The sequence below is a fragment of the Geminocystis herdmanii PCC 6308 genome, from assembly GCF_000332235.1.
Classification (GTDB): Bacteria; Cyanobacteriota; Cyanobacteriia; order Cyanobacteriales; family Cyanobacteriaceae; genus Geminocystis; species Geminocystis herdmanii.
Map to the genome: position 1 here is coordinate 3376804 of NZ_CM001775.1, position 17328 is coordinate 3394131.

The 17328-nt window shown below is 35.2% G+C and carries 22 protein-coding genes and 2 pseudogenes; 15 read left to right on the forward strand and 9 right to left on the reverse strand.

Annotated features, from left to right (window positions below; all coding sequences use genetic code 11):
- Nucleotides 1–901: 901 nt before the first annotated feature.
- Together SYN6308_RS16910 and SYN6308_RS16915 are read right to left on the reverse strand one after the other, a co-directional pair.
- On the reverse strand, nt 902–1147 hold the full coding sequence (locus SYN6308_RS16910; protein WP_040466885.1) for a type II toxin-antitoxin system RelE family toxin: 246 nt from the start codon (nt 1145–1147) through the stop codon (nt 902–904).
- On the reverse strand, nt 1140–1367 hold the full coding sequence (locus SYN6308_RS16915) for a hypothetical protein (RefSeq protein WP_017295634.1): 228 nt from the start codon (nt 1365–1367) through the stop codon (nt 1140–1142). Before SYN6308_RS16915 ends, SYN6308_RS16910 begins: the two co-directional genes overlap by 8 nt.
- Nucleotides 1368–1530: 163 nt before the next feature.
- Here SYN6308_RS16915 and SYN6308_RS16920 point away from each other — a divergent pair, with 163 nt between their 5' ends.
- The 4 genes from SYN6308_RS16920 (at nt 1531) to SYN6308_RS25625 (ending at nt 2886) form a co-directional block, all read left to right on the forward strand.
- Nucleotides 1531–1788: a ribbon-helix-helix domain-containing protein gene (locus SYN6308_RS16920; protein WP_017295635.1), complete on the forward strand. Its 258-nt coding sequence runs from the start codon at nt 1531–1533 to the stop codon at nt 1786–1788.
- A complete protein-coding gene (locus SYN6308_RS16925) occupies nt 1785–2099 on the forward strand; it encodes a type II toxin-antitoxin system RelE/ParE family toxin (RefSeq protein ID WP_017295636.1) in 315 nt (104 codons plus the stop codon). The genes SYN6308_RS16920 and SYN6308_RS16925 overlap by 4 nt, the downstream gene beginning before the upstream one ends.
- Nucleotides 2100–2172: 73 nt before the next feature.
- Nucleotides 2173–2493, forward strand: coding sequence for a hypothetical protein (locus tag SYN6308_RS16930; protein WP_017295637.1), 321 nt, complete (start codon nt 2173–2175; stop codon nt 2491–2493).
- 123 nt (nt 2494–2616) lie between these two features.
- A complete protein-coding gene (locus SYN6308_RS25625; protein WP_272943065.1) occupies nt 2617–2886 on the forward strand; it encodes a toxin-antitoxin system TumE family protein in 270 nt (89 codons plus the stop codon).
- 102 nt (nt 2887–2988) lie between these two features.
- Here the strand turns inward: SYN6308_RS25625 and SYN6308_RS25845 are convergent.
- From SYN6308_RS25845 to SYN6308_RS16950, 4 genes and pseudogenes are all read right to left on the reverse strand, one after another.
- Nucleotides 2989–3171: pseudogene (locus tag SYN6308_RS25845) on the reverse strand (Uma2 family endonuclease); the annotation flags it as partial.
- Between the two features lie 116 nt (nt 3172–3287).
- Nucleotides 3288–3698, reverse strand: a pseudogene (locus SYN6308_RS25850) (Uma2 family endonuclease); the annotation flags it as partial.
- A 331-nt stretch (nt 3699–4029) separates the two neighbouring features.
- A complete protein-coding gene (locus SYN6308_RS16945; protein ID WP_017295639.1) occupies nt 4030–4887 on the reverse strand; it encodes a DNA-formamidopyrimidine glycosylase in 858 nt (285 codons plus the stop codon).
- Between the two features lie 33 nt (nt 4888–4920).
- Entirely contained in the window at nt 4921–5148 is a 228-nt protein-coding gene (locus SYN6308_RS16950) for a photosystem I reaction center subunit IV (RefSeq protein ID WP_017295640.1), read from the reverse strand.
- 68 nt (nt 5149–5216) lie between these two features.
- Between SYN6308_RS16950 and SYN6308_RS16955 the strand changes: the two genes are divergently transcribed.
- Complete coding sequence (locus SYN6308_RS16955) at nt 5217–5417, forward strand: hypothetical protein (RefSeq protein WP_017295641.1); 201 nt, start codon at nt 5217–5219, stop codon at nt 5415–5417.
- Nucleotides 5418–5458: 41 nt separating this feature from the next.
- Nucleotides 5459–7159 carry a GldG family protein gene (locus tag SYN6308_RS16960; RefSeq protein ID WP_017295642.1) on the forward strand — a complete coding sequence of 567 codons (1701 nt, stop codon included), beginning with the start codon at nt 5459–5461 and terminating at the stop codon, nt 7157–7159.
- 143 nt (nt 7160–7302) lie between these two features.
- Here SYN6308_RS16960 and SYN6308_RS16965 read toward each other — a convergent pair whose 3' ends face one another.
- A complete protein-coding gene (locus SYN6308_RS16965; protein WP_017295643.1) occupies nt 7303–7575 on the reverse strand; it encodes a hypothetical protein in 273 nt (90 codons plus the stop codon).
- Between the two features lie 237 nt (nt 7576–7812).
- Between SYN6308_RS16965 and psbD the strand changes: the two genes are divergently transcribed.
- The 3 genes from psbD (at nt 7813) to psbU (ending at nt 9966) form a co-directional block, all read left to right on the forward strand.
- Nucleotides 7813–8868 carry a photosystem II D2 protein (photosystem q(a) protein) gene (psbD, locus tag SYN6308_RS16970; protein ID WP_017293493.1) on the forward strand — a complete coding sequence of 352 codons (1056 nt, stop codon included), beginning with the start codon at nt 7813–7815 and terminating at the stop codon, nt 8866–8868.
- 107 nt (nt 8869–8975) lie between these two features.
- Nucleotides 8976–9176, forward strand: coding sequence for a DUF433 domain-containing protein (locus SYN6308_RS16975; protein WP_017295644.1), 201 nt, complete (start codon nt 8976–8978; stop codon nt 9174–9176).
- A 361-nt stretch (nt 9177–9537) separates the two neighbouring features.
- Entirely contained in the window at nt 9538–9966 is a 429-nt protein-coding gene (gene psbU, locus SYN6308_RS16980) for a photosystem II complex extrinsic protein PsbU (RefSeq protein WP_017295645.1), read from the forward strand.
- A gap of 262 nt (nt 9967–10228) precedes the next feature.
- Here the strand turns inward: psbU and SYN6308_RS16985 are convergent, their stop codons facing one another.
- The gene (locus SYN6308_RS16985; RefSeq protein ID WP_017295646.1) at nt 10229–12151 is read right to left on the reverse strand and encodes a transglycosylase domain-containing protein; all 1923 of its coding nucleotides are present in this window, start codon (nt 12149–12151) and stop codon (nt 10229–10231) included.
- Between the two features lie 183 nt (nt 12152–12334).
- On the opposite strand from SYN6308_RS16985, the gene ndhC reads away from it, so the two are divergent.
- The 5 genes from ndhC to SYN6308_RS23540 all read left to right on the forward strand — a co-directional run bounded on the left by ndhC (nt 12335) and on the right by SYN6308_RS23540 (nt 15866).
- Complete coding sequence (gene ndhC / locus SYN6308_RS16990) at nt 12335–12697, forward strand: photosynthetic/respiratory NAD(P)H-quinone oxidoreductase subunit C (protein ID WP_017295647.1); 363 nt, start codon at nt 12335–12337, stop codon at nt 12695–12697.
- 136 nt (nt 12698–12833) lie between these two features.
- Nucleotides 12834–13568, forward strand: coding sequence for a photosynthetic/respiratory NAD(P)H-quinone oxidoreductase subunit K (ndhK, locus tag SYN6308_RS16995; protein WP_017295648.1), 735 nt, complete (start codon nt 12834–12836; stop codon nt 13566–13568).
- Nucleotides 13569–13571: 3 nt separating this feature from the next.
- A complete protein-coding gene (locus SYN6308_RS17000; RefSeq protein ID WP_017295649.1) occupies nt 13572–14099 on the forward strand; it encodes an NAD(P)H-quinone oxidoreductase subunit J in 528 nt (175 codons plus the stop codon).
- A 110-nt stretch (nt 14100–14209) separates the two neighbouring features.
- Nucleotides 14210–14476: a YciI family protein gene (locus SYN6308_RS17005; RefSeq protein WP_017295650.1), complete on the forward strand. Its 267-nt coding sequence runs from the start codon at nt 14210–14212 to the stop codon at nt 14474–14476.
- A gap of 178 nt (nt 14477–14654) precedes the next feature.
- Entirely contained in the window at nt 14655–15866 is a 1212-nt protein-coding gene (locus SYN6308_RS23540) for a diguanylate cyclase domain-containing protein (protein ID WP_017295651.1), read from the forward strand.
- Nucleotides 15867–15906: 40 nt separating this feature from the next.
- Here the strand turns inward: SYN6308_RS23540 and SYN6308_RS17015 are convergent, their stop codons facing one another.
- Nucleotides 15907–16605 (reverse strand): formylglycine-generating enzyme family protein, encoded by a 699-nt coding sequence (locus SYN6308_RS17015; RefSeq protein WP_017295652.1) that lies wholly within the window; start codon nt 16603–16605, stop codon nt 15907–15909.
- An 85-nt stretch (nt 16606–16690) separates the two neighbouring features.
- Here SYN6308_RS17015 and SYN6308_RS17020 point away from each other — a divergent pair, with 85 nt between their 5' ends.
- Entirely contained in the window at nt 16691–17326 is a 636-nt protein-coding gene (locus SYN6308_RS17020; protein WP_017295653.1) for a metallophosphoesterase family protein, read from the forward strand.
- Nucleotides 17327–17328: the final 2 nt, after the last annotated feature.

Consider the following 17328-nt stretch of genomic DNA (forward strand, 5'->3'; position numbering starts at 1 on the left):
CTCTTTTGTAACTTAAACACTGCAACCTCTACGATTTTCCAATCGATTTGATTCCAAGCGTTCCATTTATACTTTACGTTCATAACTTCTTAATTACTACTAAAACTATACATTACATTTCTCAGTGTGTACGTCAGCATATCTTTTACATTACATAAAGGCCATTGGCTTCTTACACAATCTCTCCTCTTTGGGGCTTACGCTGGTTACTACTCAGAGTTTCGACCTCTCTGAGAGCCGTTCGGAGGTTACTTCGTTCCTGTCTTCCGTATTCGTTGACCTTAGATTCTCTCTATCCACCGTCCTGTATAGATGTTTCCAGATTAGTAAAATCAGACTACTGGTATGTTAGGAGTTACCTTTTTGGTCTAGCTTGTCAGCCTTTTTAGCTAGTTTGTCCTATCGATGGTTCAAACGAGAGTTCCTTGCGTAATCTTAGTCAACAATGCGTGATGTGTACCACTTGGTAGGCTAGTAGTATGAACACCTTACTTTCCCTGCTTCAGCCTATGAGATTACCAATTTCAAGTGACTGAGGGATATGCTGTCAACCCAACATCTGGGCGGATGGTTTTGCACCATCACGGAAGTACAAGTTGTCAAGGTACATCAGTACTTAAATACTTGTTCGGTTATCACTACTTCGCAGGTTCGGTAATCCGCACTGAGTTTTGTAAAGTTTTGTTACATTTCTCTTGATTTCCGTCTTATTTATAGTGTTGCCTGAATGTTACCATTCTTTTGTTTTTAACAGTTATTAAGTTATCTAGGTTCTGAGTTTGCCCTTCGAGGATGCCCTGTGATGGGTCTTAATTTCTCTTGAGGTTTTTTGATATACCTTGCTAGGTTTACGTTGGGCTAGAATTGGCTTCTAGGTGTCTCTATGAGACTCAACTTTGACCTAAACGAATCGCACAATTTTTGTAACAACATAAGTTTGATTTTCTTTATCTTCTCGATATAAAATGCGAAAATCTCCTACTCTTAAACGCCATTCCAAACGACCCTTTAATGGTTTAATATCAACTAAACTTTTATCTCGCATCAACAATTTTAAATTTTGAATAATTCGTTTTTGTTCATCGAGAGATAATTTTTGCAAATATTTTTCTGCTTTTTTAAGAATAATTAAATTCCAGTTATTCAATTTCTCCTCCAAATAATTCTAATTCAAGACTCTGGAGAGATTTACCTTGATCACTACCTTTAAGATAATTTTGCCATTCAGACTCAGATTCGTCTAAATCTTCACTTGTAAAATCATCATCTAAATTATCAAAACGTTTTTTTAACTCTTGAAAGAGTCGATTTTGGTCAGTAATACTGAGAGTTTGAATTTGATTTAATATTTCATTATAAACAGTCATATTTTTTCGATATTATCTACACTAGGTAGCATTATAATCAAATATCGCTCTTGATGGGGAGTAGGAAGTTCGATCGAGGGCGGCGCTGCGCGATCGAACTTCTATCTCAATCCAAAAGATATGTCACAATAAAATAAATTATTGACTAACTAGGGATAAAAATATGAATCAATTAAGTATTTCCGTTGCCGAAGATTTGCAAGATTTTATCAATGAACAAATTGACAGAAAAGGCTATAATAACATCAGTGAATATGTAAATTATTTAATTCAAAAAGATAGAGAAAAACAAACGGAAAAACATTTAGAAGAACTACTTTTAGAAGGATTAGAAAATCCAGAATTTATTGAAGTAAATGATCAATGGTTGGAAGAAAAAAGACAGAAATTAATTAACCAAAATAATGGCGAAATTTTATGAGTTTATCAATTAGAATATCTCCTAAAGTAAGTCAATATTTAGATGATTTATTTCAGTATTTGGTAAGAGAAAATAAAAATATCGCTCTGAAGTTTTTTGACTCCTCCAGAGAAATCATTGCTTTACTTGCACAAATGCCAAATCTTGGTAAATCTTGTCAATTTGCCCATCCAAAATTAAAAGGATTACGTCAATATCGAGTTAAAGATTTTAACAAATTTTTTATTTTTTATTTCTACACTGATAACTTACTCATTATTGTCAGAGTTATTCAGGGAAATCGTGATATTGAAACTATACTAAATAGATAATAAAATTATCAACTTGAAAGATATGATTCTATGGTTCTTTTATCAATAAACTAATATTAACGATTAAAATAACATGATAACTCAAGAAAAAATAATCAATCAATTACAAGTGTTAGAAACTATCTCTAAACAAGGCGCTTATAGCGATATATTTGCTATATCTCTAAGAAATGTTTTTCTCGAAGAAATTAAAAGTATTGAGCAAGAAATTCAGGAAATAGAGATTGATTTACGAACTTTTGAACAACAATATAAATTATCATCTGAACAATTTTACCAACAATTTAAAAAAGGTAAATTAGGAGATGAAATCGACTTTGTTGAATGGAGTGCTTTTTATCAAATGTGGCACTCATTACAAGAGCGTTTAAATTTACTGAAATCTCAACTTTAAGATATGATCACATGAGATTATATTAATGACATTAAACTCAGATTAACAACAAGTAAACTGATTGATAATGTAGAAATAGTCAAAGAGAGAGCGATCGCAGATCAAGGATATTTTCGAGCTAAAATAACTTTTAAAAACGGAGATTTTTTAGAAATAGCTGAATTTTTCAAAGTAGAAAACGAACAATGTATTCCTCTAACTTATCGTTATCAGTGGATGGATAAAAATAAGCAACAGTTAAGAAAACGTTGGGATAATGTAGAGCATTTTCCTAATTTATCTAACTTTCCTCATCATGTTCATATCGGCAATGAATTGACAGTAAAACCTAGTGAATTGAGAAATATTATTCAAATTATTACTTTAATTGAGGATGAAATTCAAGAAAAATAAATTGTCAATAGTTATTATTTTATTCCCCCTAAAGAGCTTACTACAAAGAGTTCGCTCGAGGGCGGTGCCGCGCGCTCGAACTCTACTAAAGTCAAAATTAGTTTACCAAATAATACTTAAATCTAAAACAAAATCAGGCAAAATATGTCCTCCTGATATAGTTTTTGGATTATTTAAAACCTCTTTTTCTTGTCCTTGACGATAAATTTCTACTTGTTTTTTATGAGGATTAATTAACCATCCTAATTTAACTCCATTGTCCATATATTCTGCCATTTTCTCTTGAGTATAGCAATCAGGAATCATTTGTGAGAAATAAATTATTAGAAAAAATATCGAAGATACGACTAATCTTGCCTTTTGCCTTTTGCCTCTTGCCTTTGATGATAAGATAATTTTCACAACTCATAACTGACTGCTATATCTTTTAATGAGTCTGTTTTTGACATTAATTCTAAAACAAAATCAGGAGCAATCGGTGAAAATTTTATCCTTTCTTCTTCTGTTAAATTATCCCATCTTTCTTTTTGAATATAAGCGACATCAGGCGATCGATTTCCCCCTTTTGGTAGTTTAAAACAGGTAGAAGAATCAAAGATATATCCTAGTTTTTTTTGACGATTCCAAATCACAAAATCGGCATTTAATTCAGAATTTTTTTTACCTGTTTCTCCTCCTGTTGGTGGCATAATAATTAATTCTCCTTTTTGATTTTGTTCCAATTTTAGTTCAGGATTATGACGACAAAGTTGATAAAATTTTTCATCATCAATGGTACAAATTACATCGAAGTTAATAGTATAAGCAGTCATTATTATATTTCTCCTCTCGATCGTAAATAATTAGTATAATAACACCTCAGTTCGATGTAAGAATATCGGAGAAGGGCAGGTTTTAGGCATCAGGTAGCAGGTTTGGCGGTTTTTTTTCCGAACATTAAATATTTAATTTCCCGAATTGAACATCATCAAATCAATTTAGATATATTTTTTATAAATTCTTTAACCTAATACCTGACACCCTTTCCGCAACCTTTACACCACCTAAAATTTTATAGTTCACTCAGGTAATAACACATTCCCATAAGCCCTAAAGGGCTTACTACAAAAGGTTCGATCGAGGGCGGCGCTGCGCGATCGAGCTTTATTTAACCAATATTTCCTTATTATCACTCATTTGGCATTGAGGACAAAAATGGCTCGATCGACCAGACAGCTTCATTTTGTCAATTAAAGTACCGCACGATCGACAGGGTTCACCTTTTCTTCCATAAACCCAAGCCATACCGCCATAATTACCATTTACCCCTGTAATTTGCAAAAAATCGCTGAAACTTGTACCTCCAGCCTCGATCGAACTTTCTAAAACCTCAATAATTGCCGTTCTTAACGCTGAAATTTGTGAAAACGTTAAATCACAAGCCAAGGTCTGAGGATGAATATTAGACTTAAAAAGAGACTCATCTGCATAAATATTTCCTATCCCTGCTACAAGACTTTGATCAAGTAAAACCGTTTTAATGGGGCGACGACTTTTACTTAATTTCGATCGTAAATAATCCTCTGAAAAATCAGCCGAAAAAGGCTCATAACCTAACTTTTGTAAACCTGTAATAATGGCTTCGGGGGCTTCGTCATCAGGGATAAACCACATCTTCCCAAAAGTTCTCGTATCCACAAAACGCAACTCTTGATGATCAGGAAAAAATAGACGAATACGAGTATGTTTTTGTAAAGGCGTATCTCTATTTAACCACAACAATTGTCCCGTCATGCGTAAATGTACCCCAAGCCAACCTTGAGACAATTGAGCTAATAAATATTTACCCCGTCTATGCCATGTAATAATTTTTCGTGACTTAATTCCTTCCGTGAATGTAATCTCAACATCAGGATAAGCCAAACTGCGAGATAATAACACCTCTGCACCAATAATAGTGAGTTCGGAGGTTGCTTTATTTAGCCCCCGACACACTGTTTCTACTTCAGGTAATTCAGGCATAAATTAAGCCCTATGCAATGGATTCAAACTAGCTTATTTTTTCGCAGGTGCGGAAACTTCTTCTAGTTCATTTTCGGCAAAATTGTTAGTATTAATGCCACTGGGGCTACCACTAAAACCGCTATAGTTAACTTTGTCAAAACGGACAATTACAGGGTAAATGATACCGCTTTTATCAACACTAGCAACAGTTCCTACATCTTTGTACCAGTAGGATTCTTTGCGTAAAATTCTCACTTTTGAACCACGTTGGATTGCCATAGGTTAATTTAATATTCTTTTGAAAATGACCATTAAATAACAGATTACTACTTGTTTGGCTTTCTGGCATGAATTTTTGTTTAAGTTTTATTAAGTTTTTCAAGATTAACTTCAATACTGCTCGGTTAAGCCCTTCTCCCCCCAACTTTGGTTTCAAAGTCGGTAGCAAAATTTTTCGCCCTCACCCCCAACCCCTCTCCCACAGGCGAGGGGAGACAACGGCTAAAGCCATTACTACAAACTTGAAAATTCTTTCCGTGTTAGGATAATTTCGCTGTATATTAGGTTTTGGTCATTGATTCAGTTACCCATGAAAAAATATATTCTTTTCTGCTTTATTCTTGGCATCTTTTTAATATCCGTTGGGGTAGTTTTACAACAAATTAATACTAATTTAGCTAACCTCGTTATCGCTATGGTGGGGGGCGGAATAGCTGTTTTTATCGCAGGGGGAGTTATATTTCTCTATACCAATAGAGGTTTTTGGGGTAAACGATCGACGGAAGTTACCGTCAACGCTATAATTTCTACCGTTACCTTATTATTCATTCTGGGTTTAGTGAACTTTTTAGGGTTACGATATTCTCTTAAATTTGACTTAACGGAAAATCAACTTTATACCCTTTCTCCTCAGTCGCAACAGTTAGTTAAGAATTTAAATCAACCCATGACAGTGTATGTTTTTGATTCTCCTTCCAATGATTTCGATCGAAAACTACTAAAAGATTATGCTAGAAAAAATAACTTATTTCAATATCAATTTGTCGATCCTCAAGTTAGCATTAACTTAGCCCAAAAATTCAACGTCACCCGTTTAGGAGATGTTTATTTAGAATCAGGAGACAGAAAACAATTAGTACAAACCGTATCCCCTCAAAGTCGTCTTTCTGAAGTCAAATTAACTAACGCCATTGCTAAAATTCAACAAACAAGCCAACCCATTATCTACATTTTACAAGGACACGGTGAACCATCGATCGAAGCAGGACAAAATAGTATCTCCCAAGCCGTCACCACTTTAACCGATAAAGGCTATATTGTTTATCCCCTCACCCTTGCCACTTCTCCCTTAATTCCCCCTGATGCTGATGTGTTGATAATTAATAACCCCGAAAAAGAATTATTACAAGGAGAGATCAAAGTTATTGAAAAATATCTGGAAGATGGTGGTAATTTATTGGTAATGTATAATGCTCAAACTAACGTTAACCTTGATCCAATTTTGCAACAATGGGGGGTAAAATTTGATGATAGATTAGTAGTCGATGCTTCAGGTGCAGGAGAAGTATTTGGCTTAGGTCCTTCTGTCACGATCGTAGTAGAATATGGTAATCATCCTATTACCCAAGACTTTAATAACGGTATTACCCTTTTTCCTTGGGCTAGAGCTATCATAACCGATTCGAGGGAAAACATCATAACCACTCCTTTACTGATTACTAATAGCCAATCTTGGGGAGAAAACAACCCCGAAGGAGAAACTGTCGAATTAGATACTACTGTTGACTTGCCCGGTCCTTTAAATATTGGAGTTGCTTTAGCTAAAAAAAATCCTCTTAGGGATGCTTCACAACCTCAAGAAGATACTTTAAACAAAGAAAATGATAAATTAGAATTAAATAATGATTTACCATCCTTAGAGCCAAAAAAAGAGGATCAAGAATCTGATTTACCATCTCCTCCCACTATCAAGACACCCCAAGAGACAACTTTAGATGTAGTTAAACAAGATAAACCATCAGAAACGAGAATGGTAGTTATCGGTAACGGCAATTTTGCCACCGATGGTTGGTTTCAACAACAACTCAACGGCGATTTATTTGTTAACACTGTGGCATGGTTAGGTAATCAGGACGATCGAACTCTATCCATTAGCCCCAAAGAAGCCACTAATCGCAGAATTAACTTGAGTGGTTTTCAAGCTAGTCTCATCACTTGGTTAGCCATTATCATTATACCTGCCTTGGGTTTCACAGTTTCGATCGTCACATGGTGGCAACGAAGTCGATAAAATCAATTAAGAATTAAGAATTAAGAAAATATCCCCTTCTTCTTGTCCACCTGTCCACCTGTCCACCTGTCTTCCTGTCTCCCTGTCCACCTGTCCACCTGTCTCCCTGTCTCGTCTTCATCAGAAGATTTTTTCCTCAACCCCTATTTATCGGCAAGGGCACCAAAAAATCCGGGGGCTCTTGCACCAGGTGCTGTACCATCTCTCTGAGAAATAATTACTCCCGTCACTTGATTACTCAACACAGCTATTTTTTTATCGGGTTGTTTATCACAGGTTAATTCAATAATTTGGACATCATCGCCTTTGATGGTATCTAAAATACTTTGATAAAGAGCTTTTGCTTCCGCTTCCTCTTTTTTTTCTACGGAAATAGGCAGAGGAATGTATCTAACTAATAAATCGATCGTAAACATAATTATTTTAGTTTCTAGGTAGGATTGCTTTAATTACTATTGTATATTAAACAATTTTAAGATTTTTAAGGTTTTTTTAACAATTTACTTGTCAAACATTGCAATTTTCCCATAAAATGTTACTATAAGTTAACGTTAAGAAAAGTAAATTTTTCTCAGAATAGTCAAAACTATCAAGACTATTAAAAAATACTTGAATAGCGTTTTTAGTAATCATATTCATTCGGAGTTCGTTTTATGACCATTGCAGTTGGCCGCGCGCCAGAAAGAGGCTGGTTTGATGCCCTAGATGACTGGCTCAAAAGAGACCGTTTTGTCTTCGTTGGTTGGTCTGGTATCCTTTTATTCCCTTGTGCCTACTTGGCTTTAGGCGGTTGGTTGACTGGTACAACTTTTGTTACTTCTTGGTACACTCACGGTTTAGCTAGTTCCTACTTAGAAGGTGCTAACTTCTTAACCGTTGCGGTTTCTTCTCCTGCGGATGTTTTTGGACATTCCTTACTATTTTTGTGGGGTCCTGAAGCTCAAGGTAGTTTAACTCGTTGGTTTCAAATCGGTGGTTTATGGCCTTTCGTAGCATTACACGGAGCTTTTGCTTTAATTGGCTTCATGTTACGTCAATTTGAGATTTCTCGCCTTGTAGGGATTCGCCCTTATAATGCGATCGCATTCTCTGGTCCGATCGCTGTATTTGTAAGTGTTTTCTTAATGTATCCTTTAGGACAATCTAGCTGGTTCTTTGCTCCTTCCTTTGGTGTAGCAGGAATCTTCCGTTTTATCCTATTTTTACAAGGTTTCCATAACTGGACTCTCAACCCCTTCCACATGATGGGTGTTGCGGGGATTTTAGGGGGTGCTTTACTCTGTGCTATTCACGGTGCAACGGTAGAAAACACCTTATTCCAAGATGGTGAACAAGCTAACACCTTCCGCGCTTTTGAACCTACCCAAGCTGAAGAAACCTACTCCATGGTAACAGCTAACCGTTTTTGGTCTCAAATTTTCGGTATCGCCTTCTCTAACAAACGTTGGTTACACTTCTTTATGTTGTTTGTACCCGTTACTGGTTTATGGATGAGTTCGATCGGAATTGTCGGTTTAGCATTTAACCTCCGTGCTTATGATTTCGTTTCTCAAGAATTGAGAGCGGCTGAAGATCCTGAGTTTGAAACTTTCTATACTAAAAATATTTTATTAAATGAAGGTTTACGCGCATGGATGGCGCCTCAAGATCAACCTCATGAGAAATTTGAATTTCCTGAAGAAGTATTACCTCGTGGTAACGCTCTCTAAACTGAAAGGATAATATCTTCCATCCGAAGCCCCGTAACAGGGGCTTTTTTGATCTTCGATCGAACTAAAATAGAGAAGATGTACCATAACAATATTTATTGCTCACAATGAAACTGATAGAACGTATTACGATCGATCCTCATATTTGTCATGGAAAGCCTTGTATAAGGGGTTTACGCTATCCTGTAGAAATGATTTTAGAGTTATTGAGTGCGGGAATGACGACAGAAGAAATTTTAATGGACTATGAAGATTTAGAGTTAGACGATATTTTGTTAGTATTATGTTTTGCGACAAAATTAATTTAAGTCAAAAGTATTTCTTTATCAGATTAATATTACCTCAGTTCGATACAAGAATGTCTGATTTAGGTAGGTTGCAGGTTTCAGAAGATGATATAATTCTATCAAAAAATTGAACATAAACAAATCAATTAAGATATATTTTTTTGTCAATTCTTTAACCTAATACCTAATACCTCTTTACAAATCTTTACCTTACCAGTGCATGAAAAAGTCAGAATGACTGATAAAATCGAATAGCAATAAGCCTTGTGGATAAAAAATACAGTGTTCAAGTAATGAAACTCAACGCAGTGATCTTAATTCCCTTGGTTTGACATATAAAAAAATTATTCATGTTATCTTATTTTTTGGAGGTTTCCGAATCATGAAGTTATGGCAACGTATTGTTACCGTATTTAGTTTAACTATATTCTTATCTTCGATCGTCTTTTCACAACCTGCTCAGGCATTAAATTTTGATACTATTTTACAAGGTAGTCCTCGTTTAGTAGCGATGGAAAACACTCGCCGTAATGCTGCCGATGATTTATTAGGTACTGAATTTGGTCAAAAAATTGACGTAAATAACAGTGACATCCGTGATTTTCGTGGTTTAAAAGGATTTTATCCTAATTTAGCTAGTCTTATCATCCAAAATGCTCCTTATGAGCAAGTAGAAGATGTTTTAAACATACCCGGATTAAGTGAGACTCAAAAAGAGAGATTACAAGCCAACCTTGACAACTTTACCGCTACTCCTTTAGCTGAAGTTTTCAACGAAGGAGATGGGCGCTATAACGCTGGTGTTTATTAATTAATTAGGGGTTTCTGCAAAAGTCTTTTGGTGAGGAGAGGTTTTAGGTGTTAGGTTTTAGGTGCTAGGTAAAATTCTTAACAATAAAAGATGATTTATGGATTAATACCCAAATTCACCTGAGTGAACTATAAAATAGATGAAGGCTGACTTGGAAGACAGGCAGACAGGAAGATTGTATTTCTTGTGAATGAATAAAGTTCTTTCAAAAGTACATCAAATATAAATTCCTAATTTCTAATTCCTCATTCCTCATTAATTATTAGGGTTTAGGCTTGGTAAATTGAGAAGATGAGGGAAAATATCTAACAGGTTCATTTTGCAATGCCATTGTCATAAATTGTCTCCAAATAGGTGCGGCATATCCTCCCCCTGTTACTCCCCTTCCTAAACTACGGTTAAAATCATCGTTACCAATCCAGACGGCAGTAGAAAGTTGCGGTACATACCCCACAAACCACACGTCTCTTTCTCCTGATGTTGTACCTGTTTTACCTGCGGCTGGGCGCCCAATATTCGCATTCGTAGCCGTTCCATTTTGAATTACGTTTTGTAAACTACTGTTTAAGGATGCGGTTGCCCATTCATTCAAGACTAATTTAGGCTTGGGGGTATTATCTAACATCATGTTACCCTTGCTATCGGTGACTTGCATAATCATGGTAGTTTCTGATTGCCAACCGTTATTGGCAAAGGTTGCGTAAGCCTTAGCCATTTCCATAGGTGTAACACCGATGGGACCTAAAGGGAGAGAAACAACGGGCTGTAATGGGCTTTCAATACCTAAAGTGCGACAAACTTCGATGACTCTGTCTAATCCTACTCTTTGCCCTAAGACTACGGCAGGAATATTAAGAGATATGGCTAAAGCATGGTTGATACTTACATCTCCTCCTCCATGACTACCGCCATAGTTTTGAGGGCGATAATATCCGCTTCCTTCTCGAAACCCTCTTGTATAGTTAGGTACACTGGAATAGGGGGTATATTTTCCACTAGCAAAGGCGGTATAAAAAACGAAGGGTTTAAATGCAGAGCCGGGTTGTCTTCTTGATTGTAATACTCGATTAAATTGGCTTTTTTCGTAGTCAATACCTCCTACCACTGCTTTGACAAAATGGGTACGAGGATCGATGGCAACTAATGCCATTTGATCGGCTTTAACTCCTGAATTACGGAGGTTGCGGTGGGCATTTTTGACGATTTGTTCGGCTTGAGTTTGTAGTTTATAGTCGATCGTAGTTTGTACATTTACTCCACCTTTGGTAATGGTATCTTGTCCAAATTTTTCAATAATTTCTTGTTTTACCGCATCGGTGACGTAGGGTAATTTACTGGTTTGCCATGCCCTTGGTTTACCAATGAGTAAGGGGGTTTTTTTTGCTTCGTCGGCTTCGACTTGGGTAATCCACCCTAAATCAGCCATACGATTAAGCACGATCGCTTGTCTTTGCTTGGTTATATCATAATTAGCAAAAGGGCTATAGACTTCAGGTGCTTGAATTATTCCCGCCATCATTGCCCCTTCTGCTAGGGTTAAATCCTTAGCAGATTTATTAAAATAACTTTGGGCGGCGGTTTCTGCTCCATAATTATTATGACCCCAATAGATGTTATTGAGATACATTTCTAAAATTTCGTCTTTCTCGAATACTTGCTCTACTCTTAACGCTAATACTGCTTCTGCTAATTTCCGAGAGAATTTTCGTTGATGAGACAAAAAGACATTTTTGACTAACTGCATTGTTAAAGTCGATGCCCCTTCTACCACTCCTCCACTTTGAACATTAACTACTACTGCCCTTGCTACACTATTGGGATTTACCCCTTTATGATCATAAAAACTACTGTCTTCGATGGCCATGACGGCTCTTTTTAACTGAGGTGATATTTGATCTAGGGGGACTGTTGTGCGATGTTCTTCGCCATGAAAGGTACTTAAAAGAACTCCTTTGATGTCGTAAACATAGCTGGTTTGGGAAGGCACATAATTATTTAAAACTCTTACATCAGGCAAGTTACGAAAACTAATTGCTAAACCAACCATTCCCCCTGCAATAGCTGATGTGGTTAATAGGGTTAAACTGAGAAAAGTTCCCCCTGCGGTTTTAGCTACTCCTACAAAAAAGTTAGGATTACTAGGTTTTGGATTTTGAGTTTGCCGTTTAATAGTGGTAGATGACACAGTTTTTAACCAATAAAGTTTCGATCGAGAAAACAATATAGCAGTTTTAAGTCTATATTATATTCGGAAAAAAAATAACTGCGCTTGATTCTAGCATAAAGATCTTATAATAAATCAGGAATTAAGTAATAACACCGATCGATTACTTACCATTCATTATTTACCATTCACTATTAACTATATATGTTTGTTCTTACTGGTTACGAATATTTTTTAGGTTTTTTGATTGTTAGTAGTTCCGTTCCTGTTTTGGCTTTAACAGCTTCTAAATTATTACGTCCAAAAACAGGAGGTCCCGAAAGGCTTACTACCTATGAATCTGGTATGGAACCCATTGGAGGGGCATGGATTCAATTTAATATTCGTTATTATATGTTTGCCCTTGTGTTTGTGGTTTTCGATGTGGAAACCGTTTTCCTTTATCCTTGGGCGGTAGCTTTTAATACTTTAGGTTTATTGGCTTTTGTGGAAGCACTTATCTTCATTTCTATTTTAATCGTCGCTCTAGTTTATGCTTGGCGTAAAGGTGCTTTAGAATGGTCTTAGGAATGGAGAATTGAGAATTGAGAATTGAAAATTGTTACTCATTACTTCTTACTTCTTACTTTTCCCTGTCTTCTCAGTTGTTCAATCGAACTAAGGTTATTATTGTAAATAATGCTATTTTCGTAAAAAAAAATTTATGACAAACTCGACTCCCGATTTAGCTACACTCAAACAACAAACTACGGATAAAATTCTGAATCCCATTGCTCGAAATCAGGTGACTCAGGATTTATCAGAAAATATTATCCTCACTACCGTTGATGATTTACACAACTGGGCAAGGCTTTCTAGTTTATGGCCTTTACTTTATGGTACTGCTTGTTGTTTCATCGAATTTGCAGCTTTACTTGGCTCTCGCTTTGATTTCGATCGATTTGGTCTCGTGCCTCGATCGAGTCCCCGTCAAGCTGATTTAATTATCACAGCGGGAACAGTTACCATGAAGATGGCACCAGCTTTAGTGCGTTTATATGAAGAAATGCCCGAACCTAAATACGTTATTGCTATGGGGGCTTGTACCATCACTGGAGGAATGTTTAGCAGTGACTCCACTACAGCAGTGAGAGGGGTAGATAAATTAATTCCTGTGGATGTGTATATTCCGGGATGCCCTCCTCGCCCTGAAGCCATTTTCGATGCGGTAATCAAGTTAAGAAAAAAAGTTGCTAACGAGTCTATTCAAGAACGGGGTAAAATTCAATCTCAAACCCATCGATATTATTCAACTACCCATAATATGAAGGTAGTTGCTCCCATTTTAGATGGTAAATATTTACGCAGTGAAACGAGAAAAAATCCCCCTGCCGAATTAGCCGCCGCTATGGGATTACCCGTTTTAGATACTGCTACTACGGTTAAACAGGAGGCTTAATTAATGACAGAAACTAATAATACCCCCGAAACTACGGCTAAAAGTTCTATTGTGGAGGCAGGAGTTACTTCCCAATGGTTAACCGAAAACGGTTTTGATCATGAAGTCCTCGAAAAAGATCACTTAGCCATAGAATTAATTAAAGTTGAGCCTGAGTATTTACTTCCCATTGCTACGGCTTTATATGCCTATGGATTTAACTATCTTCAGTGTCAAGGTGCTTATGATTTAGGTGCTGGAAAGGAATTAGTCAGTTTTTACCATTTAATTAAAGTGGGAGATAATGTTACTAATCCTGAAGAAGTGAGAGTCAAAGTATATCTTAATCGGGATGAACCCAAAGTTCCTTCGGTTTACTGGATTTGGAAATCCGCCGACTGGCAGGAAAGAGAAAGTTATGAGATGTATGGCATTATTTATGAAGGACATCCGAACTTAAAACGTTTATTGATGCCTGAAGATTGGGTGGGTTTTCCTTTACGCAAGGATTATATTTCTCCTGATTTTTACGAACTTCAAGACGCATATTAATCAATTAACAATTAATAATTAACAATTAACAATTAAAAGTCTCGACTATCTTCAATAATCCTCTAAGTTTTCATTCTCCATTCTCCATTCTCCATTCTCCATTACTTATCATGGTTTGGTTTGTCAAAATAGAAAAAGGTATCGTCAATAAAGAAGTGTTCGATCGATATGTGGAAGATCATATTATTTATGTTAAGCAATTAATTGCGGATGGTCACGAAGCAAAAACAGGTTATTGGGCTGAATTAGGGGGCGGAATGCTCATTTTTAAGGCAGATTCACGGGATGAGGCAGATTCGATCGTGCTTAATGATCCTTTGGTGAAGAATAATTGTGTTGAATATGAATTGCATCAATGGAATATTGTCGCAGGGTGAAGTTACTAAATATTTGTTCATAAAATTACCTGTTGATGATTAAACGGTAAAAAATTAATGTCTCAAGGTTTGTAGTAAACTCTTTAGAGTGTCAAAATGATTATTTTTTGTAAGAAAATGGGAAGCATAAGAATCAGAGAGAAAATGGCTTTACCCATTACTACAAACTTTTTATTATATGAATATTCCTACAGATTTTTATTATCCTCCTAACACGAATCAAGAAAATTTTACGGGGATAACAATTCTTATTTTACAAGGTGTGGATGTTGATAAAAAAGAATATCAATATTTAGCAAATTTATTAACAGAAAAAGGTTATGGAGTTATGATTCCCAATTTTTATCAAGGGGAAGGTTATTTATGTCCTGATGATAATTCTGTTAATCTTTTTTTTCAAGACATTAATAATTTTGACTTTGACTTTTTCACGAAAACGAATTTTGCTAATAATTTAATTGTTTTTGGACATTCCGCAGGAGGCCGGGCAATTTTACAATCTTTATCTAATTTAACGATACTTCCTTTGGGAATTATTTTATACGGTTGTTATGCTTTAAAACCTGCTATTAATTCATCTTTATTTCCTCCTATTTTAGTCATGGCTGGTGATAAAGATAATATAACTAAATCAGAGGTTAGTAAATCTAATTTTACGGATAATCTTTTGGGGCATATAAAAATTTTCTTGAAGTTAGAAAATTGTGATCATTTTATTATTAATAATAGTCATAATCTTTGGCAAAAAGAGGAAAATAAAGTATCTTTGACAGATAAATTTAATATCTTAATTAGACAACAACAGCAAGATAAGATTACTCAAATTGTTGATGAATTTATTAAAGGATGTGCCAGTAAGTCTTTTGATTGGTTTCAGCAGTTTAATTTGTATTTTATTAAGGAAATAATATTTAATAATCAATCATTGATTAATCATCGAGACTCATTAACAAAAGTAGGGAATAGCCGTTATTTTCGATCGAACTTAGAACAAATATGGCAAAATTGTCTTAACAATAAGGCTTCTTTTTCTCTGATTTTTTGCAATATTAATCATTTTCGATCTTATAATAACATTTATGGTCATCAACAGGGCGATCGATGTTTAATGGAAATAGCTAATATTATTCAAAATTCTGTTAGGGATATAGAGAGTTTTATTGCTCGTTATGGAGGAGATGAATTTGGGATTATTTTACCAAATAGTGATGAGAATAACACTAAAAAATATGGGGAAAAAATTACTCAAAATATCGATAATGCCAAAATTGCTTTTGACTCTCCTTCCCAAAATATTCAATATGTTAGTGTGAGAATTAATGGCTATACTATCTATCCTCAAGAAACAATTTCTTTTGCAGATTTTATCGACATAATTAAACACGGATAAAGCCATGACGGGTTGAATAATATTCAACCTCTACTAATTTTTATTTAGCACAAACTACCCTTAATCCAAAACTATAATAACAGGCATAAGGGTAATAATGACTGCGAAATGAGCAACGACAGTGATAAGTATGAGAGTAAAAACAAGCACCTCGCAAAGACTTTTCACTAGAGTTGGGATTGATTAAAATGTTACCATCGGCGGGATATTGACTAAAATCTGCTTCCCAGTCATCCTGACACCATTCCCACACATTGCCTAACATATCGTATAAGCCCCAAGGATTAGGCTTTTTTTGCCCTACTGGATGGGTTTTTCCCTCACTATTATCACAATACCATCCATATCGATCGAGTTTTTCTTCATCATTACCGAAAAAATATTCTGTAGTCGTATTTGCCCTAGCGGAGTATTCCCATTCTGCTTCTGTGGGTAGTCTAAATTTTTTGCCTATTTTACGAGATAATTTATGACAAAATTTGATGGCTAAATCCCAAGAAATACTATCAACAGGTAAATTATCATCTCCTTGAAAATGGGAAGGATTATCTCCCATAATTAATTGATATTGAGCTTGAGTAATGGGATATTTACTAATATAAAAATGATGAGCAATTTTCTTTTTTTTGGGTGGTTTTTCCCAATTATAACCCTCATCACTACCCATAATAAAAGTACCTGAAGGAATTTTTACTAAGGTTAAATCAATCTTGTCATCTAGTTTGATTTTAATATTCATATAATCTACTGATATTTTTTATTATAAATAAGGGTAAAATTTTCGTTAATGGCTAAATTTACAGAAAAAATTAGATTATTTGACAATGAAAATAGCAATAATATCTGATATTCATGGTAACTTAAAAGCGCTAGAAACGGTTTTACAAGATATTGATTCAAGGGGAAATATCGATAAAATTATCTGTTTAGGTGATCTGGTGGAAGGGGGAGAGTTCGATCGAGAAGTGATAGAATTAATTAGAGCTAAAAATATCCCTTGTGTACGAGGAAATCATGATGAATTTAATGATTGTGATTTAGATAAAGATGTTAAAAAATGGTTAAGTAATCTTCCTGAAAAAATAAAATTTGATAACCTTTGTTTTACCCATATTTCTCCTAGGGAAAAAGCGAAACAGTGGGCGATAACAAGTCATATTGAGGCGTGGAATGTTTTTGATGAATTTGATTATCAAATTTGTTTTATTGGACATTTACACTACCCGATAATGTATGGTGAAAAATGTCAATCTTTTGCAGAATCAACCCCTTATTATGTGGATGATGGTATCTATGATTTAGATAAAGAAGATAGATTTATTATCTGTTTTGGTGCGATTGCTTATCCTCGTCACGGCGGTAAATTTATTCGCTATGGTATTTATGATAACCTCGAAAACTCGATCGAATTTGTCATTTTAGAAGGCTATTTATTACCATTAGGATTATGTAAACCCTAATT